The sequence below is a fragment of the Plasticicumulans sp. genome (assembly GCF_035331805.1).
Taxonomy (GTDB): Bacteria; Pseudomonadota; Gammaproteobacteria; order Competibacterales; family Competibacteraceae; genus Plasticicumulans.
Genome location: NZ_DAOLKE010000016.1, coordinates 1 through 25,332, shown reverse-complemented (window position 1 = coordinate 25,332; position 25,332 = coordinate 1). Strand labels below are relative to the sequence as shown.

Sequence of the window (25,332 nt, the reverse complement as noted above, 5' to 3'; positions counted from 1 at the left end):
GTCACCGCGGCCCGCCCGGAGCCGTCGGCGCGTGCCGACGGTCCGCGCCGTGCGGATCGCGGTGACCGGCGCCGGCGGCCGGCCTGAACCGGGGATCGGCCCGGCCCTTCAGCTCATGCACGCACGATTTCGACTGTCTGACTGCGCAGCCAGGTGTCGGCGCTGCGCGGTGACCGGTCGATGAGTTTCTGCAGCCAGGCAAGCGACACCTGGCTGAAGCCATAGCGCTGATCGAGCACCTGATGCAGATGCAGCCACAGGTGCGCGGTCATCTCGGCATCGGCGAGTGCACGGTGATGAACGCCGTCACTCGGCAGTCCGAGCCAGCTCACCAGCGCTCCGAGGCTGTGGCTCGGCGCCTGCGGCAGCAGCCGGCGGGACAGCAGCACCGTGCAGAACACCGGCTGGAGACGCACTGCCCCGATCAGCGCCAGCTCGGCATCGAGGAAACGCCGGTCGAAGCTCGCGTTGTGTGCGACCAGCGCGTCCCGGCCGATGAACTCGACGAGTTGCGCCAGGACCTCTTCTGCCGGCGGTGCCCCTGCCAGCATCGCATCGCTGATGCCGGTCAGCTGCCGGATGAACGGCGGCACCGGCACGCCGGTGCGCACGAGACTCTGGAAGCGTGCCGTGATGCAGCCGTCCTCGATGCGCACGGCACCGACTTCGGTGATGCGGTCGCCGTGGCCCGGGCTCATGCCGGTCGTTTCGAAGTCGAGCACCACGACCGGCGCGCACGAACGCGCCGCGGGCGGATTCTGTGCTTCGGCCGGCATCAGCGGATGATCACGAATTCGGCACGGCAACCGCCATCGACCCAGATCTGGCGGCGGTCGTAACCCCAGCTGCGGTCGTACCGACAATCCTCGTCCGAGAACTGGCGCACCAGTTCGACGCGCCCGTTCCCGATATCGATGCGACAGCTCGTATAGCGGTGCCGGTCGGACTCGCAGCGCACGCGCACATCCTCGCGCGGGCCACGGCCATAACCCCGACGCTCATCATCCCAGCCCCCGTGTCGACCACGATCACCGCGCCCGCCCCAGTCATCGTCCGGATAGCCCCGACCTCTCGGTTCGAACACGATGAACTCGGCCCGGCAGCCTTCGCTGACCCAGACCCCGCGCCGGTCATAACCCCAGGTGCGTCCTTCGTAGCAATCACTCCTGCTGAGCTGGCGAGCCAGCCGCACACCTCCACGGGTATCCGCCGAGCAGTAATTCTGGCGTCCATCGACAGATTCGCAGCGGATGCGCTGATCGGCGATCGCCGGGCCGGTCCAGAGCGCACCGGCCAGCATGGCGCCGAGGAGGGTGGCAAGCCGGAAGGCCGGCGGATGGCTGCGGCGGATCATCGTTCAGTTCTCCTTGAGAACGGTCATTTTCTGAATGCTTTGGAATACCTGGAATCCGGTCCGGCGCCGGGGGTGGTCTGCCGCATCGGCATTCTGGTAGATCATGGACAGGAAGAGGAATTCAGCTGACCGGTCGGTCAGCGATGCCACCACCTGATCGAATGATTCCGGCAAGCTCCAGCCCCATGCCCATGCGTGGCCACCCCGGCTGGCCGCCCGACCGGGTTACTCCCTGTGCATCAACGGGTGCCGGGCCGGGGACGCTAGCATGCAGGCTGTTTCCCGAGCATTCATCCGTTGAGGCCGGCCATGCATGTCCGCAGCCCCACCGATGCCGAGGTGCTGGCACGACTCGAACGCGTCATCGACCCCGAAACCGGCATCAGCATCATCGAACTCGGTCTGGTCCATGGCATTTTCAGGGAAGAAGACCGCCTGCGCATCTGCATGACGATGACGACCCCGGCCTGTCCGGCAGGCACCACGATCATCGAGGCCGTCCATTGTGCGCTGGCCCCGCTGCTGCCGGCGGGCACGGCGATGCAGGTCGAACTGTGCCGATCACCGGTCTGGACGCCGGAGCATGCCACGCCTGCCGCCCGGGCCCGGCTCGATCAGGGCCGGTGACAAATTACCTGATCACCCGTTTGCGGCGGTTCACCATCGCCCGGATGCCCTGCCTGCCCTGCTGCACGCCGGTGCCGCAGACATCCTCCCGCGTACAGCCTCATGCGCTCACCTAAGCTGCCGGGGTTGCCGGGGCGATCCGCGGATCGCCCCGGCATATCAACGAATGATCAGCACAGCGTCGGGAGCCCGGCACATGCATCCCATCGTCATCGTCGGAGCCGGCATCGCCGGGTATGGACTCGCCCGAGAGCTGCGCCGCCGCGATGCGCAGATCGACATCACGCTGATCGCTGCCGATCGTGCCGACTTCTATGCGAAGCCGATGCTGTCCAACGCGCTGGCCCGTGGGCAGACCCCGGAGACGTTGATCGCCTCGACTCGCGCCGACATGGCGAGGCAACTCGGCATCACCATCGTGCCGCACACCTGCGTAGAGCGCATCGATCCGGACTCGCGCACGCTGCTGAGCAGCAGCGGGCTGTATCACTACCGCTCCCTGGTGCTCGCGATCGGCGCCGAACCGGTGCGGCTGCATTTCTGGGGCGATGCCAGCGACGAGGTCCTGTCGATCAATCACCTCGACGATTACCGCCGTTTCCGGGAACGACTGCCTGCATCCGGACATGTAGCCCTGCTCGGTGCCGGCCTGATCGGCTGCGAGTTTGCCAATGACCTGACCGCATGCGGATACCGGGTCACGGTGATCGATCCGGCACCGCGCCCGCTCGCCGGCCTGCTGCCCGTACCCGCGAGTACACAGCTGGCCGAGGCGCTGGCCGCGACCGGCGTGCAGTGGCGTTGCGGACATCGGGTCCGGGCCATCGACAGGCGGGCCGGTCGATATCGCCTGAGCACCGAAGACGGCGACACGCTCGATGCCGATCTCGTGCTGTCCGCAGTCGGCCTCAGGCCGCAAACCGAACTGGCAGCCGGTGCGGGACTGATCTGTGAACGTGGCATCGTCGTGGATCGTCAGCTTCGCACTTCAGCCGCAGACATTCATGCACTCGGCGACTGCGCGCAGATCGACGGCATGGTGCGGCCATACGTCATGCCGGCCGTGCAGGCCGCGCGTGCGCTGGCTTCGACGCTGACCGGCAAGCCGACCGAAATGTCCTTGCCGCCGATGCCGGTCACGATCAAGACGCCCGCCTGCCCGATCGTGACCTGCCCGCCGCCCCCGACACTCACCGGCGTCTGGCGGGAACTCACCGAGGACGGAATACGAATCCTGCGCTTCGAATCGAATGACGCGGTGCTGGCCGGTTTCGTCGTGATCGGCGGCCATTCCCTGGCCCGCCAGCAGGCGCTGCTCAGGGAAATGGCGGAGTCCGGACGCTGAAGCGATGCTCAGAACCGGAACGACAGTTCCAGCATGCCGAGATTCCAGCGCCGGTCCGTCTCGCGCAGATTTGCCTCGGCCGGACTCAGCCAGCCCGTGCCTTCGACATGATGCCATTCGGCACGCACGGTGAGATCCGGACTCAGATCCCAGTTGATGCCGAAGGTCAGATCCTTCGCATAGCGATTGTGTGCCGGTCCCCTGCCCTGACGTTCATATTCATGTCCCCAGCGATCCTCCACGTCGACGATCATCAGGTCATAACGCAGGAAGGATTCCAGCGTCGGACTCAAGCGGTAGGCACCCTGCAGATAGGCACTGAAGCGATCGATGTTGTCGAAGGCCTGTCCATAGCCGGCTTCCGACGTGATCCGCCAGTCCGGCGTCGAATACTGCAGTGAGGCGGCCATGACCCGGAAGGAAAAGTTGAAAGCATCACGCCCCAGCGAGCGGGGTCGACTGAAGTCATACGAGTAGTACAGATAGCTCAGGGCAGCACTCCAGCCTTCAGTGTTGCCAGCACCATCGTAGCGCACCTGAGCCGTCACCGCCTTGTCCGGATCGAACTGACCGCTGAGATCATTCCCGAACAGGATGTATTCCAGCGATGCACCGCCGGGTATCGGTTCACCGAATGATGCCTTCAGCGCCAGAGTGCCGGTATCCGTGAAGAAATCCGCATGTGCCAGTACTCCCTGCGACGCCATCGCAAACGGCCGTCCCCGTTCGGTATACAGGGATTGCGGCAGCAGCACGCCTGGGCGGGTGAAAGGTACATCGCGCGTTTCATTGAAGAATCCGAAGGGATTCTTGAAACGTCCGATCGTGACGCCGTAATTCTGATTGCCGCTGACGGCGGCCTGACTGTAGTCAATGAAGCCATAATCCAGCCTCACCCCGTCGTCATCCGCCACCGGCACATCCCGATACAGCAGTTGCGCTGCCATGGACAGGCGATCATTGACCTGCCAGCGGGTGTTGACCGCAGCCTCCCGCAGATCGAAGGATCCACCCTGCTGATTGCTGGAATTGAAACGATTGGTATTGGACAGAGAATAACCCTGACTCAGAAAGCCGTTGAACGTCCATTCTCCCGGCCATGCGTCCGTTGCATCCTTGGCTGATGCGACCAAAACCGGCAGGAACCACATCAGCCCCAGCAATGCCAGCGCTCCAGGCCGGTCCGAGACAAGCATCCTGTTCATTGCATCACCGTTCCCGTGTGATTGGCAGAATCTTGACGCCAGGCGTCACCGCCTTGCGGTGTACATATCCGATGGCCTGCGGCGAGCTGGCTATGGCCGCAACCATGGCTTCTTCCGTGGCTACCTGGATGGCTGGCGAGGCAATGCCGGTATAGGCAACCCGGTCCCAGGCAAGCCGCAGGGAAGCCGGGTAGGTTCCGAGTACATGACGACAGAATTCACCATGTGTCTCATTGTCATCGGGCAAGGCATAAACGCGAATCCTGCTGCCATCGGGCCAGTTGCGCAGGCGCAGGGAATAGATATATCGCAGTCCGTTCGGTGTCAGGCTCAGGATGTTCACGTCACTGGAAACAATGACGACAATCTCGTCGTCCTGGGCCATCAGGGACTGGCCGAGAGTCGCTGCCAGCAGCAGACCTCCGGCCAGCAGCCAGCGCAGCCAGAAGCTGATCTTGGGATTGGAGATTCGATCCATCATCAGCCGATCACGGAATCATGCCGGTTGACAACATCCGGATGCCCCGATGCGGGCAGGAAGCATCACACGCAGCGGAATGAAGTCCGGAAGCGAGCCTTGCACTGCCTGATGCTGCTTGGGATCCGGGCATCAATGCCTCCCTGCCTTTCTGACGCTGGATCGCCAGTGATGCGATCAGAGCGTCACCAGCTCTGGTGCGATCGGGGTGACCTGATCGATATGAACGCTCAAGTCAATGATTTGCAATGCAACCCTTGATGTTATGGCATGGGTTGGTGCAGCCCGGCAGTGTACTGCTTTTTTCCATCTGCTGGCGGGACAGGATATGAATGTAGCAACTTGCTACATGTGATGAGTCAGCGTTGTTTCCAGGTGTCGAGCAGTCTGCGACGCCCCCCAGGCCATCACCCCGTAGAGAACCATGGCAAACCCGTAGGCTTCGAGCGGGTGGCCCAGCCATTGCGGATCGCTCAGCGCAGCCCGGGTAGTGGTCATCAAATCCAGCAAGCCGATGACCAGCACCAGCGATGTGTCCTTGAACGTGCCGATGGCGATACCGGTCAGGGCCGGTATCGCCGTACGCATTGCCTGTGGCAGTGCAATCAGCCATGCATAGGAACGTCTGCCAAAGCCCAGAGCCGCTGCAGCTTCCCGTTGTCCGGCCGCAATGGCGACCAGTCCTCCGCGAATGGCCTCCGCCATGTAGGCAGCAACGAACAGGATCAGGGCACCGAGGGCCCGCAGCATCTTGTCGGGAGCAGAAGTTTCCGGCATCAGCAGCGGCAGCATCACCGATGCCATGAACAGCACGCTGATCAGTGGCACAGCCCGCAATGTTTCGATGTAACACATGGCGAATGCACGCAGGACATATATCCGGCTGGTTCGTGCAAATGCCAGTGCAATGGCCAGAGGCAATGCTCCCAGCAGGGCACCCAGTGTGAGCAGCAAGGTCAGCGGCAAGCCACCCCACAGGGCCACAGGAATGGATGGCAGAAGGCCACCACCGGCGATCAGCCAGACATCCAGCAGCAGGATCAGCAGTCCCGCCGGATATTTCATGTGGCCTGACTGACGTATCAGCCAGAAAAAGCCGGACAACATCAGCAGCGCGACAGTCGGTCGCCATTGTTCGGATGGTGGATAAAGACCGAATAGAATGAATCTCCATTTTTCGGCAATGAATATCCAGCAGGCCCCAGCTTGTGAATGGCAGGATTTTGATTCGCCTGACCAGACGGCATCAATGATTGCCCAGCGGATCAGAAAATACAGCGCCGTTGCCAGCAGGGCACACAACAGAACGAATATTGCACTGGCAGAAAAAGACTTGGATTGCTGGATCTGCCGGTAGATTCGCCATAAACCCGGCATCTTCAAGGAGAATCAGCAAGGCAATGGATCATTGGTCAGAATCCGGTAGAACGCGTTTTCCCTTGCGAGGCTTTGCCGTCGCGAGTGCCTGCAATTCGAGCATTGGCAGCTCCGTAGCGACCGTGGAGGACTGTGTCCTGCGCACGTGTACGAGATCATTGTCGTCAATCTGGAAATGCTCGATGAAACCTACCCGCTGCAATTCTTCGAGCGCTTCACGCAGACTGACGCGGAAGTTTCGCAACTCCCGCATGTCCGAACCACAACCTTCAAGAATCGTAGCCACCTTGTATGGATAAGGTTGAGCGTGGCTGGAATATACGCCGTGCAGATGTTTGGCAAGATTGCCCTTGATCTTGACCCGTTGCTGCCAGTCGATGCGGGTATAGTAAACATCGCCGAACAATGCCTTGACTTCCGGTTCTATCCAGATGCGCCAGCGTTCGAGTTTTTCTCCGTCCCGACCTTCGCATTCGTATTTACGGATCATTGAAACGCCGATCTCACGTCCCAGTCTGGCAGAGTTGACTACCAGCATCGTGAACTTCATGCGTTTCAGGTGTTCCCGAAGTTTCTTGTAATAATAACCGGTTGGTGACCAGCGCAAATCCTTCAGGAATTCATAGGGCTTGATTTCGACGCATTGACCGAGAGGCTGGCGGCGGGCCTCGTGCAGCAGTTGCATCCAGACGTCCATGTCGTCCTGACGCAGCTCGGTACCCGAGTAGGTGATGCAGATGTCGCCACTCAGCACCGCGATGACTTCATCCTTGAATTCGCGACGTGCCACACAGCGGTTACGGACGTTGAACAGTGCCGAGCGCACGACTTCGTTCGGGACGCCACGCTTTTCCTCATGCCAGAGCGGCAGTTGCAGCGGGTTGTCGATCTGTGTCGCACGTTGCTGCAACTGATTGAGCTTACGGACAGGATCGGACACGTCGGTGACTCCATCTCGCGATACCTTGCAGCATAGGCAAGAGCTTGTCGTGGGTCAGTAACGTAACAAGACCAGCAGGGACGAAAGATGGCCAGCAGGGCACGAAATATGACCAGCATGCTGGTTTGAAGACCATCGATCGACTGTCAGACCCTGATCTTAGCTATGAAGGCCGCATGCGCTCGCGTCGTGGTGGTTAACTTTGGAGCCGGTCCACGATTCTTCGGCTTGCAGGTTATGACTTGTTCGCTGGCCTTCTTACGTGATCCAGATATCCGTGAGTCTTGTGAAGATGGATGTTAATAATGTAAGCGTTTGATTTTAAAGAATAAAACAAGCCTGATTCGTTGTCGTTCGCGAATCTGCGGTTAAAGATTGGTTAAAGATCGGTTAAAAGACGGTTAGCATTGATGCGTCATTCCTGAATAATCCAATTGAATCAGTCGATTGCAGATGAATATTTACTAGTGTCTGCTGGCCTTGTTACGAAAAAGCGCTGGTCAAGTTTCGCGTGCCTGCTGGTCATCTGACGAGGATTTGCTGGCCATCTGACGTGTCTGCTGGTCATGTTCCGTGCCCTGCTGGCCTTGTTACGTGGCAGTGCTGGCCATCTTGCGAATCCCGCCGGGCGGCAGACGCCATACCCGGCAGCCGTTCTGGCGCAGTCGCGTGAGTTCGCCGGCGAGCACGGAAGCCAGGTCCCAGTCGATGGCTGTCATCGGCCGGCTGAGGGAGGTCGCATCCGCTTCGCCCTCGCTCTCACCCTCGGTCAGGTGAATCGACAGGCGCTGCCCGCCCTCCTCCCATTGCCAGTGGCGTTTGCGCAGGCGCAGCAACTGTCGGGACCGGATGTGCAGGCTGGCGATCGTGGCCAGTGCCCGGGCACTGCAGGTGACTGGATCGAAGGTCTCCAGGCGGTGTTCGGTCGCTCCGGCCGATGCCTCTGGTCTGCGGCCTTGCTCTGATGCATGCCCTTCGCTTTCTTCCGCAGCCGGACCGGTTTCGGTGGACCGATCGTGACGATGGCGTCGGATGGCGCGCGCGAGCAGGCTGCGCCGGTCTGGCGGATGCTGCCACGCCGCCAGCAGCACGGTTCGCACGGCGTCCGGTTGCGGGGTTTCATCGCTCCGCGCAGCGGTGATCCCTTGCAGCCTGCGAAGGTCGCCGTCGAACACGGCCTCGCAGGCGCCAAGCCAGAGTTCGACATTCCAGTTCCCACTCCACGGACCGATCCGGTATCGCTGGTCGTGCCCGGTCGCGACCATACCCAGTTCGTGATCGAGCCAGTACAGCGGGCGCCGGGATTGCTTCAGCGCGGTGTTGAACAGCGGGTCGAGATGCTGGATTTCGCGGCATTCGAGGATCGCGGCATGCACGGCGCTCGCGCAGACCGTGGTTTCGATCCCGGTCGCACGGGTCAGCAGTTCGCGGATCGCGGCGCTATCCCCCCGGCGCTTGCGGAAATAGCTGTTCACGCGCTTGTGCAGGGATGTGGCCTTGCCGACGTACAGCACCTGCCCGCGGGCATCGAGATAGCGATAGACCCCCGGGGCATCCGGCAGGGCCAGTCGCAGCCGGCGATCGAGGCCGTATTCGCGTGCTCCGGTGCTGGCTGGTCCGCTCGGTTCGCTCAGCCAGGCCAGCAGCGCCGGCAGGGTCCGGATGCCGTGGTCTGCGAGTTCGGCAAGCATGGCGCGCCAGATCGCCCGCGTGGCGGCAACGTGATCGGTGGCGCGATGGCGCTGTGCCGGTTCGCTGCCCAGGCGGCCTGCCAGGGCAGCGAGCGAATGGCTGGGCAGGCGCGGATGCAGGCGTCTGGACAGGGCGTGCAGACAGATCAGCGGCGGCAGCTCGTCACCGAACCAGGCACGCAGCCAGGCCGCTTCGAAGCGCAGGTAATGCGCGACGATCGCAGCCGAGGCTCCCAGCACCGGCGCCAGCCGTTCGCGGGCGGCGAGCGCTGACAAAGCCCCCGCCGTGCCGGGTTCACAGCCGCGCCGGCGCAGGATCGCGGGCAGGCGCGCCAGGGCTGGCAGCGCGATCGGGCAGGACTCGATGGTCTCTCCGCTCGAAGTCTGCAGCCACCAGGCAAGATCGAAGGGATGATCGACGTCCGGGCGGGGACCGGTCGCCTGCAGATCGAGCAGCAGCAGCGGCAGGGTTTCGAGCCGCTGTTCCTGCGTGCTCATGCCTGCGTTGGTGCCAGCGCCTGCGCGACGATCGATTGCGCGTAGTCCGACAGGGACAGCGTCAGCGCAGCCGAGCGGCCGTGTTCGGACATCTTCGCCCAGGTCTTGCGCACGATGGCGATGACCTTGGCCGGATCGTGCTGCGGACCGAAGTGATCGAAGTCGTGTTCGAGGAAGGCCAGGCAGATGGCGTCCTCGAGCGCATGCGCTTCCGGGTCGAGCTTCAGCCGCTCGCGCCGGATCAGGGCGCCGACCCGGCTGATCAGCTCGGGCTCGTAGCCAAGCGCGCCCAGCACGCCGGCGGCGACCTCGGCATGGATGCGCTTCAGCTCCAGGCGCCAGCGCAGATAGCCTTCGCGCGTCATCGGCCATTGCGAACGCGGGTGTTCCCAGCGACGCAGGTGATGGGCGCGCGCTGCGAGCAGCAGGGCTTCGCTCGCCTGCGGATGCAGGCGTTCGATCCATTGCGAAACGCTGCGGGCGTGGACCAGCGTGCGCGGGGTCGGCACGCCGGCTACTTCGATGCGCTGCGGATCCTCGGCGTTGATGGCGTCGAAGGCAGCGAGAGCGTCGGCGGTTCGGGACATGGCGGCGGTTCGGGTCAGGAAGGGGGAAACGCAGCGTAACCCGCTGCAGGCTCACCCGTCCGCCCTGTGCAGGCCGCGGTGTAGCAACTTGCTACACCGCGCAGGCCGGGTTCAGGTGCCTGATTCGTTGCGGTCCGGGCCGGATTCCGCCAGCAGGGCTTCGACGAAGCTTCGCAGTCGCTGTTCCTGCGCGCCGCTGAGGGCGTCGACCTTCAGGCGGATCACGAAGTGTGCGGCGTCCCGCGAGACGGTGCCGACGTGCTGCCCTTCGCGCGTGAAGCGATGCAGCGCGCGTTCGACGGCCTTGCGCTGCGGGGCGGGTTCAGTCTTGCCGAGACCGGCGGCGACAAAGGCGGCGAGCCGGGTCTGCTGCAGCTCGCCGGCTTCGAGCTTCGTCCAGGCCTCGCGCAGCAGCGGCAGGGCGCGTTCATCGGCCAGCATGCGTTTCACGTCGGCCGCCGCCGCCCGCGACAGCAGCCGGGGCTGTGCATCGAGCCGGGCCCGCAGATCCTCGGGCAGCGCCTCGAAGGCAAGATACTTGTAGAGGTCCTCGCGGGTGCGACCCAGGGCTTCGGCAAGCTTGGCCTTGGAGGGAAACTGATCCTCGATGCGGCGGATGGCGATGCCGATCTCGTAATCGCTGAGATCCTCGCGCTCCATGTTCTCGGCCAGCGCCGTGACCGCCATGCGCGCATCGTCGGCGTCCTGCACCAGCGCCTCGATGGTGGGCTTGCCGAGCAGCCGGCAGGCCCGCCAGCGGCGTTCACCGGCGACCAGCTGCCAGCGCTCGCCCGCCGGGCGCACGACGACCGGCTGGTGCTGGCCGAGTTCGGCGATCGAGCCGGCGAGCTGGCGAAGCTCGTCCTCGTCGAACACCTTGCGCGGCTGGAACGGATTCGGATCGATCGCATCGACCGGCAGCATCAGGTGGCGGCGACCGGCGTCGAAACCGAGCTCCTGACGGGCGCTGCTGTGACGCTGATGGTTCTCTTCGAGCCGGCGGGCCAGCTCGGCCTTGCGGTCACGCGGGCTCATTCGTCCTCCTCCCCGCTCACGCTCAGCTGCAGTTCGGCGGCCAGCGCCACGGCCAGCTGATGGAATTCGCGCGAGACCTTCGCGCTCCGGTCCCAGCGGTGCAGGCTGGCATTGGCCATCGCCGCCTGCTCGACCTTGGTGCTGGTCGAGATGCGCACCGGCAGCAGCCGGCCGATCTCGGCCCTGGCCGTACCCTCGATCAGCTTGCAGACGGTCTGGCGTTCGTCGTGACGCATCAGCAGCGCACCGAGCAGCGCCAGCCCGGGGTTGATGCGCCGGATCATGCCGACGTGATGCATCAGGTCGGTGACGCCGTACATGCCGTACTGCGAGCCGGAGATCACCGGGATGATCAGATGCGTGGCAGCGGCCAGCGCGTTGCTGGTCAGCAGCTTCAGGCTGGGCGGGCAGTCCATCAGCACCACGTCGTAGATGCCATCGAGCGGCGCGAGCTTGCTGCGCAGTTCCTCGGCCGGGCGGGGCGTGCGTTCGCGCAGCTGGTCCTCGGTGCGCCCGAGCGCCAGCGAGCCGTAGATCAGCGCCACGCCCTCGATGTTGGTGTCGTCATGGATCGCCAGCGGCAGTTTTTCCGGCTCGGCGAGCAGCAGTTCGGCGCAGGTGACGGGCACCTCGCTCGGGTGCTTGCGTCCGACGTGCAGGCTGGCATTGGCCTGCGGATCGAGATCGACGATCAGCACCGACAGACCGAGGCGTGCGAATTCGGCCCCCAGGTGCACGACGGTCGTCGTCTTGCCGCAGCCGCCCTTGTGGTTGGCGACGGCGATGAAACAGGTCCGGCGTTCAGCTGCCACGGGTACGGTCCTCCTCGATTCCGTGCACGATGGCGGCTTATAGCATCGTCATTTCAGGTGACCAAACCGTGTGGGCTGCGGACCGCTTCCCGGCCGGTGCGTGCGCTGACGGGTGTAGCAACTTGCTACACCCGCCGGCGGCCGCTCCCGGCTACACGGCACGGCCGGAGTCGCCACCGGACGGCTTGTCATCTGCCAGCAGATCATCGAACAGGCGGGCCGCCTGCACGTAGCGGAACGCGGCGGTGAGCAGCAGCGCTTCCCGCAGCTTCGGCTGCAGCTGGCGTTCGTCGATGCGTTCGAGCAGGTTGCGGGCCCGGTCGGCAATCTGGGTCGTCGGCTCATGCAGCTGCTGACGCAGTTCCCGCAGCACCGGCAGCAGGCCGGGATCGATGAGGGCTTGCCCGGCGGGCAGCGAGGCCGGGGCACCGCCGCTGCCGAGGGCATGCCGGCGCACGGTCTCGATCAGCGACTGCTGGTCGATGGGCTTGTTCAGGCAGTCGTTCATGCCGGCTGCGCGACAGCGTGCGGATTCCTCGGGCAGTGCATGGGCGGTCAGCGCGATGATCGGCAGGCGATCGAAGCGCGGCTGCTGGCGCAGGCGCCGCGTGGCCTCGATGCCATCGAGCTTCGGCATCTGCACGTCCATCAGCACGAGATCGAAGCTGTCATCGGGCAGGCGTTCGAGCAGATCGAGCGCTTCCTGGCCGTCGCCGGCCAGGCTCACCTCGGCTCCGGCCTCCAGCAGCATGTCCTCGGCCACCATCTGGTTGACCGGATGGTCCTCGACCAGCAGCACGCGCAGCCCGGCGGGCAGCGGCTGCACGCGCGCCGGGCCGGACATCTGCGCGGCATGACTGCCGGCCAGCGCGGCCGCGAGTTCGTTGGGCAGCCACGGCAGCGGCAGCCAGCCGGGGGACAGCGCATGCAGCGCGGCCGGCACGTCCTCGGGCAGCAGTTCGCGGCGCAGGGCCACGACCGTGCGCGGCGCGGTGGCCGCGGCGAGCAGCGCGTCGAGATCGGCCTGCGGCTCCCACAGCAGCACGACCAGATCGGCCGGCGACGACGCAGCGACCGGGGCATGACCGGCCCCGCTCAGGGCGCCGGTCAGCGCCGCGCGGGCCCGGTGGCTGCCCCCGGCAACGCGCACGACGAACGGGGCCGGCACGGCAGGGTCGCTGCCGTTGATTCCGAGCTTCACGTGCAGCCGGAAGGTGCTGCCGTGGCCCGGCACCGAATGCAGGTCCAGCCGGCCTTCCATCAGGCTCGCCAGCCGGCGGCAGATCGTGAGCCCGAGGCCGGTGCCGCCGTAGCGCCGGGTCGTCGAGGGGTCGGACTGTTCGAAGGGCTGGAACAGGCGCTGGCGCTCCTCCGCTTCGATGCCGATGCCGGTGTCGGTGACCTCGAACACGAACTCGCGCTGCAGCGTGGTCGCCCGCGGGCTGCCGCCCGGCCGGATCGACAGCACGATGCCGCCCTGCGGCGTGAACTTGACGGCATTGCCGAGCAGGTTCAGCAGCACCTGCTGCAGGCGCAGCGCATCGCCGGTCAGGGCATCGGGTACGCGCGGATCGACGCTGGCGTACAGGTACAGCCCGCGCGTGTGGGCGTTGCCGGCGACCAGATCGAGCACGTCGCGCAGCAGCCGGCCGAGCGAGAACGGTGCCTGCTCGATCGACAGCTTGCCGGCCTCGATCTTCGAGAAGTCGAGGATGTCGTTGACGACGCCGAGCAGCGACACGCCGGCCTGATGGATGCGCTGCACGTATTGGTGCTGGCGCGGCGGCAGCTCGCCGTGCAGCGCGAGTTCCGACAGGCCGATGATGGCGTTCATCGGCGTGCGGATCTCGTGGCTCATGTTGGCGAGGAATTCGGACTTGGCCCGCGCGGCCGACTGCGCGGCCAGCATCGCCTGTTCGAGGCGCTGCATGACCTCGCGCTGCTCGGTGACATCGCTGAACACCGCATAGATGCCGTCGTACGGCCCGCTGCCGCCCCGTGCGAGCGCAATCTCGACGCTGCGCAGGTTGCCGTCGCGGCAGCGGATCTGCTGCTCGCGGGCCGGAGTGTCGAGGCCGAGGCGTTGCGCGCGCAGGTCCTCCTGCCACTGCTGGCGGGCCCTGGCCCGCGCGTCGGCGTCCGGCCATGCGAGCCGGTACCAGTCCTCGACGGTGGGGATGTCCTCGATCGAGTAGCCGAACAGCTGCGTGAAATACGGGTTCAGGAAGCGCACGTCGCCATTGGGATCGTGCTGCGCGATGCCGACCGGGATCGCCTCGACGATGCGCTGGAAGCGGTTCTCGCTCTCGCGCAGGCGCTCCTCGCCGATCTGCTGGGCGCGCCGGGCACTGCGCAGCGCCGTCGTGTCGGTGGCACCGAGGATCAGCCGGCGCGTGGCCGCGCTCTTGCCGACCGGGGTGATCTGCAGCATCAGCGCGCGGTCGCCGGCGTCGATCTCCTCCATCAGCGGCAGCCCCGTGCTCAGCACCCGACGCAGCCGCGCGTCGAGTCCGGGCAGGGGCTCGATCGGCTGCACCAGCGCCAGCGGCCGGCCGATGTCGTTCTGGTCGAGCGCGTACAGGCGCGTCGCGGACGGGCTGAAGCGGCAGACGCGCAGGTCGGCATCGAGCACGATCTGCATCTGGCCGGCCGAGCCGAGAATCTCGTTCAGCTCGGCGTTGAGCACCGCAAGTTCGTTGAGCCGGATTTCCAGCTCGGTGTTGGTGCTTTCCAGCTCCTCGTTGGCCGCCTGCATTTCCTCGGAGGTGGCTTCGAGCTCCTCGTTGGCGGCCTGCATTTCCTCGTTGGTGGCCTGCAGTTCGTCGTTGACGGTGGCGGCGGCGGCGAGCGCTTCCTGATAGCGGCGGTTCAGGTCATCGAGCTCGCTTTCGAAGCCGATGTTGCCCTCGATGCCGGAGTTGTGCGCCGGGTCCTTCGCCAGCACCGACTGGGCCTCGAAGCTCACCAGCCAGCCATGGCCGAGCTCCTCCCCGTGCAGCGGCCGGATGCTGAGCTGCCAGCGGCCGGTGGCCGAGCCGTAGCCGGTGATCTGCGGCAGATCGACGCTGTCGATGCCGTCCTTGACGGTGGCGCGCCGGGCCCGGCTCAGCGCCACCTGATAGGCCGGTCGCCACGGTTCCGGCAGCAGGTTCGCGAGGCGCAGGTCGGGTTCGTTGCGCACGAAGCCGAGAAAGCTCCTGACCTCGCCGAAGAAGTGCAGGCAGTTGCCGGTCTCGTCGATCACCACCGCATTCGGGGCCAGCGCCGTGATCACGGCCCCGTACAGCCCGAGCCGGTTTCTGGCCGCTGCCGGCAGCGTCGGCAGCGTCGGCGTACAGCGTGCTCCGGTCGGGGGGTGGGCCCGGGCGGGCCGGCGCACGAACAGCCGGGCACTGCCATCGAGCGGCGTGAACAGCGGGCTTTCGGTGCGGATCGATTCGCGCCGCCCGAGCAGCAGCAGGCCTTCGCTGCCGAGGGCGGCATGGAAGACGGCGAGCAGCCGTTCCTGGGCGGCGGGGCGCAGGTAGATGAACAGGTTGCGGCAGGTGACGAGATCGAGGTTCAGGAACGGCGGGGCCGAGAGCACGTCATGGCGTGCGAACACCATGCGCGCCCGGATCGCCGGAGCGATCACGTAGCCGCCGGGCACCTCGGTGAAGTGCCGGGCGAGGATATCGGCGGGTACGCGCCGGCGCACCGCTTCGGTGGCGTAGCGCCCGCGGCGCGCGATCGCGATGGCTCGCGCATCGATGTCGGTCGCGAAGATCTTCCAGTCGAGCGGCTGGCCGCTGCCCGTGCGCAGCCCGGAGAGCATCAGGGCCAGCGAATAGGCTTCCTCGCCGGTGCAGCAGGCCGGCACCCAGACCCGCAGCGTGTGTCCGTCCGGCAGGCGCCGGGTGGTCGTTTCGAGGGCGCTGGCCAGCGCCGAGAAGGCGCGCCGGTCGCGGAAGAAGTGCGTGACGCCGATCGAGAAGGATTCGGCCAGCCGCCGCCGCTCGATCGGGTCGGCAGCGAGGCGTGCTTCATAGGCGCTGAGCGCCGCCTGCGTCCGCCCGCCCGCGCAGCGCAGCACCTGCCGGCGCAGCGTACCGGACTTGTAGTCGGTGAAGTCGTGCCCGTCTTCGGTCAGGCGCTCAAGGATGCGCTCCAGGGTGGCCGTCGCGGCCTGATCGAACGGAAACGAATCGGACATCGGTGCAACTCCATGCTGCAACGGCAAGGGCGGTGAAACGGGAATATGACCAGAAGACAGACAGGCACGCGAGACGGCGGATGTTCCGTCCTGTCCGGTGCACTCCGGCGAGCGCTGCCATGATCCCGCGCCCGCCGGGTTTCAGTCACCCTTGTCATCGGCCAGCGTCCGGATCAGGGCTTCGACGAAGGCGCGCGTCTTCGCCGGCATCAGGCGCCGGCCCGGCATCACGGCCCAGGCCGTCACCGGTGGCAGTGTCCAGGCCGGCAGCACCGGCAGCAGGGTGCCGGCGGCGAGATGGGGGCGCACGAAGCGTTCGTCGATCGCGACCAGTCCGGCACCGGCGAGCGCCATGCGCACCAGCAGTTCCACCGAATTGGCGCCGAAGCGCGAGGCCCAGGGGCCGTGCCATTCCTGCAGGCCGTTCTGCAGACTCATCGGCAGCGGCCGGCCGGCCTGCGGGGCGAGCAGCAGCGCATCGTGACCGGCGAGCTGCTCCGGGGCCTGCGGCGTGCCGCGCCGGGCGAGGTAGTCGGGACTCGCGTACAGGCCGCGCGCGAAGCTGCCGAGCCGGCGCGCGACGAGGCTGGCGTCCTCGGCCAGCGGTCCCATGCGCACGGCGAGATCGAAGCCGCCGGCGATCAGATCGACCTGGTGCGGCGACAGATCGAGCTCGACGCTGACCGCCGGATACCCGGCGCCGAAGCGCGCGAGCATCGGCACCAGCATCAGCACGGCCAGATCCGGCGGCATCGTCACGCGCAGCCGGCCCTGCGGCACGGCCTTGCGCCGTTCGGCGAGCTGCACGGCGGCCTCCATCTCCTCGGCGAGCCGGTGCGCGTGTTCGAGCAGCGCCTCGCCGAACTCCGTCAGCACCAGCCGGCGCGTGGTGCGCGTCAGCAGCCGCTCGCCGAGCGTGGTCTCGAAGGCGGCGAGCCGGCGCGACACGGTCGACTTCGGCAGACCGAGTGCGGCCGCCGCCCGGCTGAAGCTGCCGGCATCGGCAATGCGCGCATACAGCAGCAGGTCATCGGCAGCGAGGTTCATCGGCGGTCTCCGGCATGCGGTAATTGTCCTGAATATGGAACATTCATATCCGGATTACCGGCTTCTGGCGCATGGATGGAACCAATACAGTCTGCTTCACCCGCAGACCGCCCTGCGCCGAACCCCCAGCCGACCGGAGATGCCGCGATGAGCCAGAACCAGCACCCGAATGCGAACCCGACCGCGAACCCGACCGTCACCCGCATCCTGCAGATCAATGCCAGCATCCAGCTCGATGCCTCGCAGTCGACGCGGCTCGCCGACGCCATCGTCGCCCGTCTGCAGCAGGCGCATCCGCAGGCCGTCGTGCAGCGGCGTGATCTCGGCCGCGCACCGGTGCCGGCCCTCGATGCCGCGGCGCTGGCCGCGCTGTTCACGCCCGAAGAGGCGCGTACGCCGGAGCAGGCCGCACGCGTCGCGGCCGACGATGCGCTGATCGCCGAGCTGCAGGCCGCCGACGTGATCGTGCTCGGCGTGCCGATGTACAACTTCGGCATGCCGGCGCAGCTGAAGGCCTGGCTCGATGCCGTGACCCGCGCCCGCGTCACCTTCCGCTACACCGAGCAGGGACCGGTCGGGCTGCTGACCGGCAAGCGTGTCTATGTCGCCCACGCCCGCGGCGGTCGCTACCGCGGCACGGCGCTCGATCACGTGACGCCGCAGCTCGACACGCATCTCGGCTTCATCGGCCTCGGCGATGTACGCCACGTCTACGCCGAAGGCTTCGCGATGGGCGACGAAGCACGCGCGGCCGGTCTTGCCGATGCGGCGCGACAGCTCGCGGCGCTGTTTGACGAAGCTGCGGATGCCGTCGCCGCCTGAAGCCGGCACCCGGCGGGCCCTGGAGCGGCCTGCATGCGGGCAGCACGATCGTCCGGCGTGCTGCCCGGTGCGCCCACCCCGGTGCCTGCGCAATCCCCGACCCCAGAACCCCCGCCCGGAGGCCTCGCCATGAACCTGCCTGCTGCCGATTCCCCCGTCATCCGTCATCCGCGCCGCGTCGAGGGCATCGTCGCCGGTCAGGCGACTTCGGACGGCGCCGGTGTGCGCCTCGTGCGCCTGCTCGGGGCCGAGCTGCAGCGGCGGCTCGATCCCTGGCTGATGGTCGATGCCTTTTCCAGCGACCGCCCGGACGATTACCTGGCCGGCTTCCCGTCGCATCCGCACCGCGGCTTCGAGACCGTCACCGTCATGCACGCCGGGCGCATGCGCCACCGCGACAGTGCCGGTCACGAGGGCCTGCTGCGCGGCGGCGACGTGCAGTGGATGATCGCCGGGCGCGGCCTCGTGCATTCGGAGATGCCGGAGCAGGAGGACGGGCTGATGGCCGGCTACCAGCTCTGGCTGAACCTGCCGGCGGCCGACAAGCTGCGCGCCCCGGCCTGGCGCGACATCCCGGCGGCGGCGATTCCGCAGGTGCGCACCGCCGCCGGCGTGCAGGTGCGCGTGATCGCCGGTGCGAGCCACGGGGTCGAGGGCGCCGTGCAGCGGCCGCACACCGCACCGCTGCTGCTCGACCTGAGCCTGCCGGCCGGCAGCCGCTTCGCGCAGCCGCTGCCGGCGGCGCACCACGGCTTCGTCATCGTGCGCCGCGGTCAGCTTGTGATCGGCTCCCGCACGGTCACGGCCGGCCGTCTGGCGCTGCTCGCGCAGGAGGCCGACAGCGACGGCGTCGTGCTGGACGCAGCGGATCAGGACGTCGAGGCGCTGCTGGTCGCCGGCCGCCCGCTCGGGGAGCCGATCGTGCAGCACGGGCCGTTCGTGATGAACACGCGCGCCGAGATCCTCGCGGCCTTCGAGGACTACGCGCGCGGCTCGTTCGACACGGTTTCGCCGCAGCCTTTCGACTGAGCCTGCCGGCGCCCGGCGGAGGGCGGGTGCGTCGTGCCGCGGGCGAGCAGGGCGTGCAGTTCCGCCGGTGCCCGCGGTGGCGCGAACAGATAGCCCTGCACCTCGTCGCAGTCCTGGCCGAGCAGGAATTCGAGCTGGGCCTCGTCTTCGACGCCCTCGGCGATGACGCTGAGGCCGAGCGTGTGGGCGAGGGCGATGATCGCCTGCACGATCGCCGCCGAATCCGAGTTGTCGGGCAGGTCGCGCACGAAGGCCCGGTCGATCTTCAGCCGGTCGAGCGGGAAGGTCTTCAGGTAGGAGAGCGACGAATAACCGGTGCCGAAGTCATCGATCGCCACGCCGACGCCGGTGCGGCGCAGCGCCATCAGCACCCCGACGGTGCGTGCCGGGTTGTCCATCAGCAGCGATTCGGTGATCTCGATCTCCAGCTGCGCCGGCGGCAGGCCGCTCGAGTGCAGCGCATGCGTGATCCCCGTGATCAGCCCGGGATCGGTGAACTGGCGCGCCGACAGGTTGACGGCCACGCGCGGTGGCCGGGGGCAGTGCCGCTGCCAGCCGGCGGCCTCGTGGCAGGCCGTGTCGAGCGCCCAGGCTCCGAGCGTGCGGATCAGGCCGGTCTCCTCGGCGATCGGGATGAACTCGGCCGGTGACACGGCGCCGAGGCGCGGATGATTCCAGCGCATCAGGGCCTCGACGCCGATCACGCGCTCATCGGCCAGCGCGATCTGCGGCTGGTAGACCAGGGACAGCTCGCCGCCGCTGATCGCCGTGCGCAGCGAGCGTTCGAGCAGCGCGCGACGCTGCATGCGCTGGCCGAGTTGCGGATCGAAGCCGAACCAGCCCTCGCCGGAAACGCGCGCCTGGCGGGCGGCCGCGACCGCGTGGCGCAGCAGCGTCTCGCCGTCGCGACCATCGCGCGGGGCCAGCGCATAGCCGATGTCGACGCTGACGCTGACCGGCTCGGGCAGCACCGGCAGCGGTTCGGTGAGGCGCGTGTGCAGGCCGGCGACGAAGCGCCCGGCGGCCTGCTCGTCGGGCAGCCCGGTCGCTGCCAGCGCGAACTCGTCGCCGGCGATGCGTGCGAGCAGGCAGGCCGGGCGGGCGGCGAGGGCGTTCAGGCGCTCGGCCAGCGCCTGCAGCACGCGGTCCCCGCCGCTGCGCCCGAGCGTCTCGTTCAGGCGCTGGAAGCGGCGCAGGTCGAGGTTCAGCACCGCGCAGCAATGTCCGGGCGCCATGCGCTGCAGCAGCCCCGGCAGCGCGGCGATGAAGCTCGCGCGATTCGGCAGGCCGGTCAGCGCGTCATGGCTCGCCAGCCAGTCGATGCGCGCGCGCATCGCCGTGTGCTCGGACAGGTCGGCGAACACCGCGACGTGGTGCATGATCACGCCGGCGGCATCGCGCACGACGCTGATGCTCAGCCATTCCAGGTATTCGCAGCCGTCCTTGCGCCGGTTGCAGATCTCGCCGCTCCAGCTGCCGGTGTCCTGCAGCGAGCGCCACATCGCCGTGTAGAACTCGCGGCCGTGGCGGCCGGAGGCGAGCAGCGCCGGCGTCTGTCCGATGACCTCGGACGGCTGGTAGCCGGTGATGGTCGTGAACGCCGGATTGACGCGCAGGATGCGGTTGTCGGCATCGGTGATCACCGCCGCCTCGCGGATGTTCTCGAACACGCTGGCGACCAGGCGCAGGTCGGTTTCGGCGGCGTTGCGCCGGCTGCGATCCTCCATGCGCACGAGGGCGTGGCTGATGTCCTGCGCGATGCGCGTGATCAGGCGGCGCGATGCCGCATCGGGCGGCGGAGTCCCGAGCTGGCGGAACCACAGCACGGCGACCGGCTGGCCGTCCGGCGCGGACACCGGCAGCAGCGCATCGACGCTGCCGTCGCGGTTTTCGTCCCAGCGCGCCGCGCCGCCGCTCAGCACCTGCTGCGCGCGTTCGCGCGCGAGCGGATCGGCCAGATCAGCGGCCCGGGTCGCAAGCGCGGTCTGCACGCCCGGCACCGGCTCGGCCAGCGTGCGGGCGAGGCTGTCGTGCAGCCGGTCCGGATCCTCGCAGTCGAACATGGCCTGATCGACGCGTCCGATCAGCGCCTGCAGGCGATCGAGCCGCTGCTGGCGGCGTCCGGCGCTGGCGCGGAAACGCTGCAGCAGCGCGGCGGTCGCCGCCAGCGTCAGCGTCAGCACCCCGCCGATCAGCAGCAGCTGCAGTGCGAACTGATCGAGCGGGGCGGCGATGTGCCGGTATTCGACGGCACTGGCGAGCACGAGGCCGCCGGCTTCGGCCGGCAGCGCCGCGAAGCCGACCAGCTGGTCACGGGCATGCGCCTGCGCATCGCGCCAGACCTGCAGCCGGAACAGGCCGCTGCCGGCGGTTTCCCGGCGCAGCCGTTCGCGCAGCACGCCGAAGTCATCGGCGGTGGGGGAGGAGGCCGCTGCCGCCGGAACCGCTCCGGCCGGGTGCGCCTGCCAGAGCACCCGACCCTCGGCGTCGAACAGCCAGCCCTCGACATCGTCGCGTTTCGTCAGCGCCCCCAGGGCGCGGCTGGCCAGCGTCGTCAGATCGAGCGCGAGGCGCAGCCGGGCGGTTTCGCCGGCTGCGGACGTCAGCGGTTCGGTGAGCACCAGGACGGTGCGCCCGGCGAGCTGCAGCAACAGCGCCGCGGCGGTGTCGTCCTGCGCCGGCGGCGGCAGGGACAGGCCGGCGTGGGCGTCCAGCCGTGCATCGGCGGCACGCCGTTCGATGGCGACGACCGTGCCGGCGTGGATGAAGCGGTAGTGATCCAGCAGGGCCGCAAGCATGTCCGGCGGGGTGTCGGTCGCATCCAGCCGTGCGGAGCGCACCGCCAGCCATTTCAGCGACTCGCGATACTCGCGCAGCAGTTCGGCGAACTGGCTGGCGCCGGCGACGGCATCGATGCGCATCTGCTGGCCGGCCCGATCGAGCAGCGTGCTGCGAAAGTCCGTGTAAGCCTGATACAGCATCACCGCCAGCGTCAGCAGCAGCAGGGGCAACAGCATCCGGATCAGGAACAGCAGGCGGGAGGCTTCGCTCTCACGCATCATCGCCGCCCGCACGTGGCGGAGCGGCGCCGGCGACGGCGCTCGCGACGGCGGCCGGGGCGGGGCCGGGCAGTCGCACGCAGATCAGGGCAGAAGGAGGGGAGTGCAGCTTGCGCTCGCTCATCGTGGTGTCCTCTTTTTGATCAGCGCGATGGAGCCTGCAACGGTCGCGGATACCCGCCGGCGACCGCAGCCCGGAGGCTGCAATCATAATGCGGCAGGTCTGCACCGTAGCGGTAGATGGACAAGCGCAAGGCCGGTTTCATGGGTATCGAAACCATGTTCCGCTGCTGGACAACTGACGGTAATGCTGGCTCTGGCAGGGATTGCGCTGTGCATCCGCGACCGCTCCTGCTATGTAATGTCAAGCAAACTTGACAACAATCGAGGTCAATGGAAACAATGCTTACCTTTTCGATCCCGTCGGCGGTCCGATGAGTGCAGCCGATCTGATGGCGGCGGCGCAGCGCTTGTCGGCGGCCCTGGCGCCGCTGCATTTCCGGGCGCCCGTGACCCACGTCTACAACCCGCTCGACTATGCCGGTTTGACATATGGGCAATACCTGCAACGCTGGGGAGACGGTCGCCGGCGCGTGCTGTTCCTCGGCATGAATCCGGGACCCTTCGGCATGGTCCAGACCGGCGTGCCGTTCGGTGAAATCCACGCCGTGCGCGACTGGCTGGGCATCGACGCCCCGATCGGTCGCCCCGCCGTCGAGCATCCGAAGCGGCCGGTCGAAGGCTGGGCCTGCCGGCGTTCGGAGGTCAGCGGCCGGCGGCTGTGGGGCTTGTTCGCCGGGCGTTTCGGCACGCCGCAGGCCTTCTTCACCGGACATTTCGTGCTGAACTGGTGCCCGCTGGCCTTTCTTGCCGACGGCCGCAACCTTACGCCCGACAGGCTGCCGTCCGATGAATTCGCGCCGCTGGCCGCGGCCTGCGACCGGCACCTGCGGGAAGCCTGTGCCGCGCTCGAACCTGAATGGCTGATCGGCGTCGGCCGTTTCGCGCGCCTGCGCGCGCAGCATGCGCTCACCGGGCCTGCTGCGCCGCGCATCGGCGAGATCCTGCACCCGAGCCCGGCCAGCCCGGCGGCCAATCGCGGCTGGGCGGCGGCGGCGAGTGCACAGCTGCAGGAACTCGGGGTCTGGGGCGCCTGATCAGGCGTTGTCAGCGTTTCACGATGCGCAGTGCCATGGCAGGACTATGCTGCGCTGACCGTGCATGCCGGTGAATGTCCCAGCCGATGATGAGCGCCACCTCCGAGCTGCCGAGCAATGTCGTCGCAGAAGCCCGCCTGCCGGCGGTGCTGCTGGCGATCGTGCTGGGCTGGGCGGCGCTGATCGGGGCACTCGCGTATTTCACCGAGCGCGACATCGCCGGAGACCGGGCGCAGACCCTGGAAACCGCTGCGCAGCGCGCCGAAACCCTGCTGCCGCTGTTCGGCAACAGCGTGCAGCGCGCGCTCGACGATACCCGGCTGCTGCTGTCGGCGCTGGAACTGGCGCTGGAGTCCAACGGCGGCGATGGCGCGGCCCGCGACCTGCTGCAGCGCTTCGGCGCACCGCAGGACGGCATGCGCCAGCGCATCAGCATCGCCGATGCCCGTGGCCGCCTGATCGCCTCGACCGCCGACCTGCCGGCCGCCAGCCTTTCAGTGGCCGATCGCGATTACTTCCAGCGGCTGGCGGCCCCGGATGCGCCGGGCTGGATCCTCGGCAAGCCGGTCATCAGTCATGTCACCGACGACTGGACCATTCCGCTCGCCGTGCGTCGCGTTGCCGCCGATGGCCGTTTTACCGGCGCGCTGATCACCGCCATCGATCCGCAGTGGCTGCTGACGATGGCCGGCTCGATGGACCTCGGCCGCACCGGCACGGTCGGCGTCGTCGATTTCGATGGCACGGTCTACCTGCGCCGCGACATCGACCTGCACCATGCCGGGGCCGCCAGCACGATCGGCACCACCAATCCGAGGCTGATCGTGCTCGAACCGGCGCGCACCGCACCGTCCGGGCGCTTCAGCGGCACCTCGGCGCTCGACGGCCTGCGCCGGCTCGGCTCCTACCGCGTGCTGCCGCAGTACGGGCTGATCGTCGCCTACGGTCTAGGCGAGGATGAGGTGCTGACCCAGCACATGCACCGCGCTGGCGCCGAGCGCCGGCTGGCGCTGCTCTCCGGCGTGCTGCTGACTGCGATCGCCGGCGGACTGTTCCTGTGGCGGCTGCGGGACTGGCGCCAGGCGCGGCAGCTGCTGGCGGCCTGGCGCCAGGCGCACACCGCCGCGCGCACCGACGTGCTGACCGGCCTCGGCAACCGCCGCGGCTACGAGGAACGCATCGGGGCGCTGCTCGCGAGCCGTCCGCCGATGCCGTCGAGCCTGCTGTACATCGACTGCGACGACTTCAAGCGCATCAATGACAGCGCCGGCCACGAGGCCGGCGATGCCGTGCTGTGCGCACTCGCCGCCAGCTTCAGCGACAGCGTGCGCGCCAGCGATTACGTCGCGCGCCTCGGCGGCGACGAGTTCGTCGTGCTGCTCGCCAATGCCGGCGAGGTGGCGGCCGCGGCGATCGCCGGCAAGCTCAAGAGCCGCGCCGAGACCGCCGTCGCCGCCATCGGGCTGCCGGTGACGCTCAGCATCGGCCAGATCACCTTCCGCCGGGTCCACGACGCCGCGGCGCTGACCCGCGAGGTCGATGCCGCGATGTACAGCGCCAAACGCGAGGGCAAGAACCGCATCGTGCGCGTGACTTCGATCGGCACCTGAGCCGCGCCGGCGCGATCCGGTCGCGGTTCAGCGGTTAAGCTGCGCGCCGCCCGGCCGCTGCCGGTCCGCGGAAGCCCGTGCATGACGACGTACCCGATGCCGAACCGAAATCTCCCGGCCCGCCCGGCGCCCTGGCTGCTGCTGGCGCTCTGCCTGCTGGGCGGTCTCGGCGCCTGCGGCGAACGCCGTGCCGAACCGGCCGCGGCGGCCGCAACGGCGGCAGCCCCGATCCAGGTCGGACCCGAGAACCTGTGGACGGTCGTGCGCGCCCGCGTGCAGTCCGGACCGCTGCTCACCGGCACGCTGCGCCCGGAGCGGCGCGCCGAGGTGCGCGCCGAGATCGGCGGCACGCTGCGCGAGGTCAGCTTCGAGCCGGGTCAGGCGGTGGCGGCCGGGGCCGTGCTGGCGCGCCTCGATGAGCGCGCCGTGCGCGATGCCCGCGATTCGGCGCTCTCGGCGGTCGGCTC

20 protein-coding genes and 1 pseudogene are annotated in these 25,332 nt (G+C 67.6%); 7 read left to right on the top strand and 14 right to left on the bottom strand.

The window, feature by feature from the left end; genetic code table 11:
• Positions 1 to 113 precede the first annotated feature (113 nt).
• From PKE44_RS02675 to PKE44_RS02665, 3 genes are read right to left on the bottom strand one after another with little or no spacing between them, the layout of a single operon-like run.
• A complete protein-coding gene (locus PKE44_RS02675) occupies positions 114 to 776 on the bottom strand; it encodes a 3'-5' exonuclease (RefSeq protein WP_324548119.1) in 663 nt (220 codons plus the stop codon).
• Positions 776 to 1,354: a DUF3011 domain-containing protein gene (locus tag PKE44_RS02670; RefSeq protein ID WP_324548118.1), complete on the bottom strand. Its 579-nt coding sequence runs from the start codon at positions 1,352 to 1,354 to the stop codon at positions 776 to 778. The genes PKE44_RS02675 and PKE44_RS02670 overlap by 1 nt, the downstream gene beginning before the upstream one ends.
• Before the next feature lie 3 nt (positions 1,355 to 1,357).
• Complete coding sequence (locus PKE44_RS02665; RefSeq protein ID WP_324548117.1) at positions 1,358 to 1,507, bottom strand: hypothetical protein; 150 nt, start codon at positions 1,505 to 1,507, stop codon at positions 1,358 to 1,360.
• A gap of 156 nt (positions 1,508 to 1,663) precedes the next feature.
• On the opposite strand from PKE44_RS02665, the gene PKE44_RS02660 reads away from it, so the two are divergent.
• Both PKE44_RS02660 and PKE44_RS02655 read left to right on the top strand, forming a co-directional pair.
• Positions 1,664 to 1,981: an iron-sulfur cluster assembly protein gene (locus PKE44_RS02660; RefSeq protein WP_324548116.1), complete on the top strand. Its 318-nt coding sequence runs from the start codon at positions 1,664 to 1,666 to the stop codon at positions 1,979 to 1,981.
• Positions 1,938 to 3,326 (top strand): FAD-dependent oxidoreductase, encoded by a 1,389-nt coding sequence (locus PKE44_RS02655; protein WP_324548115.1) that lies wholly within the window; start codon positions 1,938 to 1,940, stop codon positions 3,324 to 3,326. The genes PKE44_RS02660 and PKE44_RS02655 overlap by 44 nt, the downstream gene beginning before the upstream one ends.
• A gap of 8 nt (positions 3,327 to 3,334) precedes the next feature.
• On the opposite strand, the gene PKE44_RS02650 is transcribed toward PKE44_RS02655, so the two are convergent.
• From PKE44_RS02650 to PKE44_RS02605, 10 genes are all read right to left on the bottom strand, one after another.
• On the bottom strand, positions 3,335 to 4,531 hold the full coding sequence (locus PKE44_RS02650) for a hypothetical protein (protein ID WP_324548114.1): 1,197 nt from the start codon (positions 4,529 to 4,531) through the stop codon (positions 3,335 to 3,337).
• A gap of 4 nt (positions 4,532 to 4,535) precedes the next feature.
• Positions 4,536 to 5,012 (bottom strand): hypothetical protein, encoded by a 477-nt coding sequence (locus PKE44_RS02645; RefSeq protein ID WP_324548113.1) that lies wholly within the window; start codon positions 5,010 to 5,012, stop codon positions 4,536 to 4,538.
• Between the two features lie 342 nt (positions 5,013 to 5,354).
• Entirely contained in the window at positions 5,355 to 6,386 is a 1,032-nt protein-coding gene (locus PKE44_RS02640; protein ID WP_324548120.1) for an ABC transporter permease subunit, read from the bottom strand.
• A gap of 28 nt (positions 6,387 to 6,414) precedes the next feature.
• On the bottom strand, positions 6,415 to 7,326 hold the full coding sequence (trfA, locus tag PKE44_RS02635; RefSeq protein ID WP_324548112.1) for a plasmid replication initiator TrfA: 912 nt from the start codon (positions 7,324 to 7,326) through the stop codon (positions 6,415 to 6,417).
• Between the two features lie 590 nt (positions 7,327 to 7,916).
• Positions 7,917 to 9,515: a hypothetical protein gene (locus tag PKE44_RS02630; RefSeq protein ID WP_324548111.1), complete on the bottom strand. Its 1,599-nt coding sequence runs from the start codon at positions 9,513 to 9,515 to the stop codon at positions 7,917 to 7,919.
• Entirely contained in the window at positions 9,512 to 10,102 is a 591-nt protein-coding gene (locus tag PKE44_RS02625; protein WP_324548110.1) for a DUF4202 domain-containing protein, read from the bottom strand. Before PKE44_RS02625 ends, PKE44_RS02630 begins: the two co-directional genes overlap by 4 nt.
• A gap of 111 nt (positions 10,103 to 10,213) precedes the next feature.
• Entirely contained in the window at positions 10,214 to 11,137 is a 924-nt protein-coding gene (locus PKE44_RS02620) for a ParB/RepB/Spo0J family partition protein (protein WP_324548109.1), read from the bottom strand.
• A complete protein-coding gene (locus tag PKE44_RS02615) occupies positions 11,134 to 11,949 on the bottom strand; it encodes an AAA family ATPase (RefSeq protein ID WP_324548108.1) in 816 nt (271 codons plus the stop codon). Before PKE44_RS02615 ends, PKE44_RS02620 begins: the two co-directional genes overlap by 4 nt.
• Positions 11,950 to 12,100: 151 nt before the next feature.
• On the bottom strand, positions 12,101 to 16,141 hold the full coding sequence (locus tag PKE44_RS02610; protein WP_324548107.1) for a CheR family methyltransferase: 4,041 nt from the start codon (positions 16,139 to 16,141) through the stop codon (positions 12,101 to 12,103).
• Between the two features lie 141 nt (positions 16,142 to 16,282).
• Positions 16,283 to 17,188 (bottom strand): LysR substrate-binding domain-containing protein, encoded by a 906-nt coding sequence (locus tag PKE44_RS02605; RefSeq protein WP_324548106.1) that lies wholly within the window; start codon positions 17,186 to 17,188, stop codon positions 16,283 to 16,285.
• A gap of 147 nt (positions 17,189 to 17,335) precedes the next feature.
• On the opposite strand from PKE44_RS02605, the gene PKE44_RS02600 reads away from it, so the two are divergent.
• Together PKE44_RS02600 and PKE44_RS02595 are read left to right on the top strand one after the other, a co-directional pair.
• Entirely contained in the window at positions 17,336 to 18,010 is a 675-nt protein-coding gene (locus tag PKE44_RS02600; RefSeq protein ID WP_324548105.1) for an NAD(P)H-dependent oxidoreductase, read from the top strand.
• 129 nt (positions 18,011 to 18,139) lie between these two features.
• Positions 18,140 to 19,039 carry a pirin family protein gene (locus PKE44_RS02595; RefSeq protein ID WP_324548104.1) on the top strand — a complete coding sequence of 300 codons (900 nt, stop codon included), beginning with the start codon at positions 18,140 to 18,142 and terminating at the stop codon, positions 19,037 to 19,039.
• Here the strand turns inward: PKE44_RS02595 and PKE44_RS02590 are convergent.
• Complete coding sequence (locus PKE44_RS02590) at positions 18,991 to 22,101, bottom strand: EAL domain-containing protein (protein WP_324548103.1); 3,111 nt, start codon at positions 22,099 to 22,101, stop codon at positions 18,991 to 18,993. The genes PKE44_RS02595 and PKE44_RS02590 overlap by 49 nt on opposite strands.
• A gap of 431 nt (positions 22,102 to 22,532) precedes the next feature.
• Between PKE44_RS02590 and PKE44_RS02585 the strand changes: the two genes are divergently transcribed.
• From PKE44_RS02585 to PKE44_RS02575, 3 genes and pseudogenes are all read left to right on the top strand, one after another.
• Positions 22,533 to 23,255, top strand: a complete 723-nt coding sequence (locus PKE44_RS02585; RefSeq protein WP_324548102.1) for a uracil-DNA glycosylase family protein — start codon at positions 22,533 to 22,535, stop codon at positions 23,253 to 23,255.
• A gap of 74 nt (positions 23,256 to 23,329) precedes the next feature.
• Positions 23,330 to 24,865, top strand: coding sequence for a sensor domain-containing diguanylate cyclase (locus PKE44_RS02580; protein WP_324548101.1), 1,536 nt, complete (start codon positions 23,330 to 23,332; stop codon positions 24,863 to 24,865).
• A gap of 81 nt (positions 24,866 to 24,946) precedes the next feature.
• A pseudogene (locus PKE44_RS02575) lies at positions 24,947 to 25,332 on the top strand (efflux RND transporter periplasmic adaptor subunit); the annotation flags it as partial.

What these genes read in the sequence shown, in the direction of transcription:
- PKE44_RS02675 (WP_324548119.1), bottom strand. Translation starts at nt 776, where the DNA reads ATGCCGGCCGAAGCACAGAATCCGCCCGCGGCGCGTTCGTGCGCGCCG.
- PKE44_RS02670 (WP_324548118.1), bottom strand. Translation starts at nt 1,354, where the DNA reads ATGATCCGCCGCAGCCATCCGCCGGCCTTCCGGCTTGCCACCCTCCTC.
- PKE44_RS02660 (WP_324548116.1), top strand. Translation starts at nt 1,664, where the DNA reads ATGCATGTCCGCAGCCCCACCGATGCCGAGGTGCTGGCACGACTCGAA.
- PKE44_RS02655 (WP_324548115.1), top strand. Translation starts at nt 1,938, where the DNA reads ATGCCACGCCTGCCGCCCGGGCCCGGCTCGATCAGGGCCGGTGACAAA.
- PKE44_RS02650 (WP_324548114.1), bottom strand. Translation starts at nt 4,531, where the DNA reads ATGAACAGGATGCTTGTCTCGGACCGGCCTGGAGCGCTGGCATTGCTG.
- PKE44_RS02645 (WP_324548113.1), bottom strand. Translation starts at nt 5,012, where the DNA reads ATGATGGATCGAATCTCCAATCCCAAGATCAGCTTCTGGCTGCGCTGG.
- PKE44_RS02640 (WP_324548120.1), bottom strand. Translation starts at nt 6,386, where the DNA reads ATGCCGGGTTTATGGCGAATCTACCGGCAGATCCAGCAATCCAAGTCT.
- PKE44_RS02630 (WP_324548111.1), bottom strand. Translation starts at nt 9,515, where the DNA reads ATGAGCACGCAGGAACAGCGGCTCGAAACCCTGCCGCTGCTGCTGCTC.
- PKE44_RS02625 (WP_324548110.1), bottom strand. Translation starts at nt 10,102, where the DNA reads ATGTCCCGAACCGCCGACGCTCTCGCTGCCTTCGACGCCATCAACGCC.
- PKE44_RS02620 (WP_324548109.1), bottom strand. Translation starts at nt 11,137, where the DNA reads ATGAGCCCGCGTGACCGCAAGGCCGAGCTGGCCCGCCGGCTCGAAGAG.
- PKE44_RS02610 (WP_324548107.1), bottom strand. Translation starts at nt 16,141, where the DNA reads ATGTCCGATTCGTTTCCGTTCGATCAGGCCGCGACGGCCACCCTGGAG.
- PKE44_RS02605 (WP_324548106.1), bottom strand. Translation starts at nt 17,188, where the DNA reads ATGAACCTCGCTGCCGATGACCTGCTGCTGTATGCGCGCATTGCCGAT.
- PKE44_RS02600 (WP_324548105.1), top strand. Translation starts at nt 17,336, where the DNA reads ATGAGCCAGAACCAGCACCCGAATGCGAACCCGACCGCGAACCCGACC.
- PKE44_RS02595 (WP_324548104.1), top strand. Translation starts at nt 18,140, where the DNA reads ATGAACCTGCCTGCTGCCGATTCCCCCGTCATCCGTCATCCGCGCCGC.
- PKE44_RS02590 (WP_324548103.1), bottom strand. Translation starts at nt 22,101, where the DNA reads ATGATGCGTGAGAGCGAAGCCTCCCGCCTGCTGTTCCTGATCCGGATG.
- PKE44_RS02585 (WP_324548102.1), top strand. Translation starts at nt 22,533, where the DNA reads ATGAGTGCAGCCGATCTGATGGCGGCGGCGCAGCGCTTGTCGGCGGCC.
- PKE44_RS02580 (WP_324548101.1), top strand. Translation starts at nt 23,330, where the DNA reads ATGTCCCAGCCGATGATGAGCGCCACCTCCGAGCTGCCGAGCAATGTC.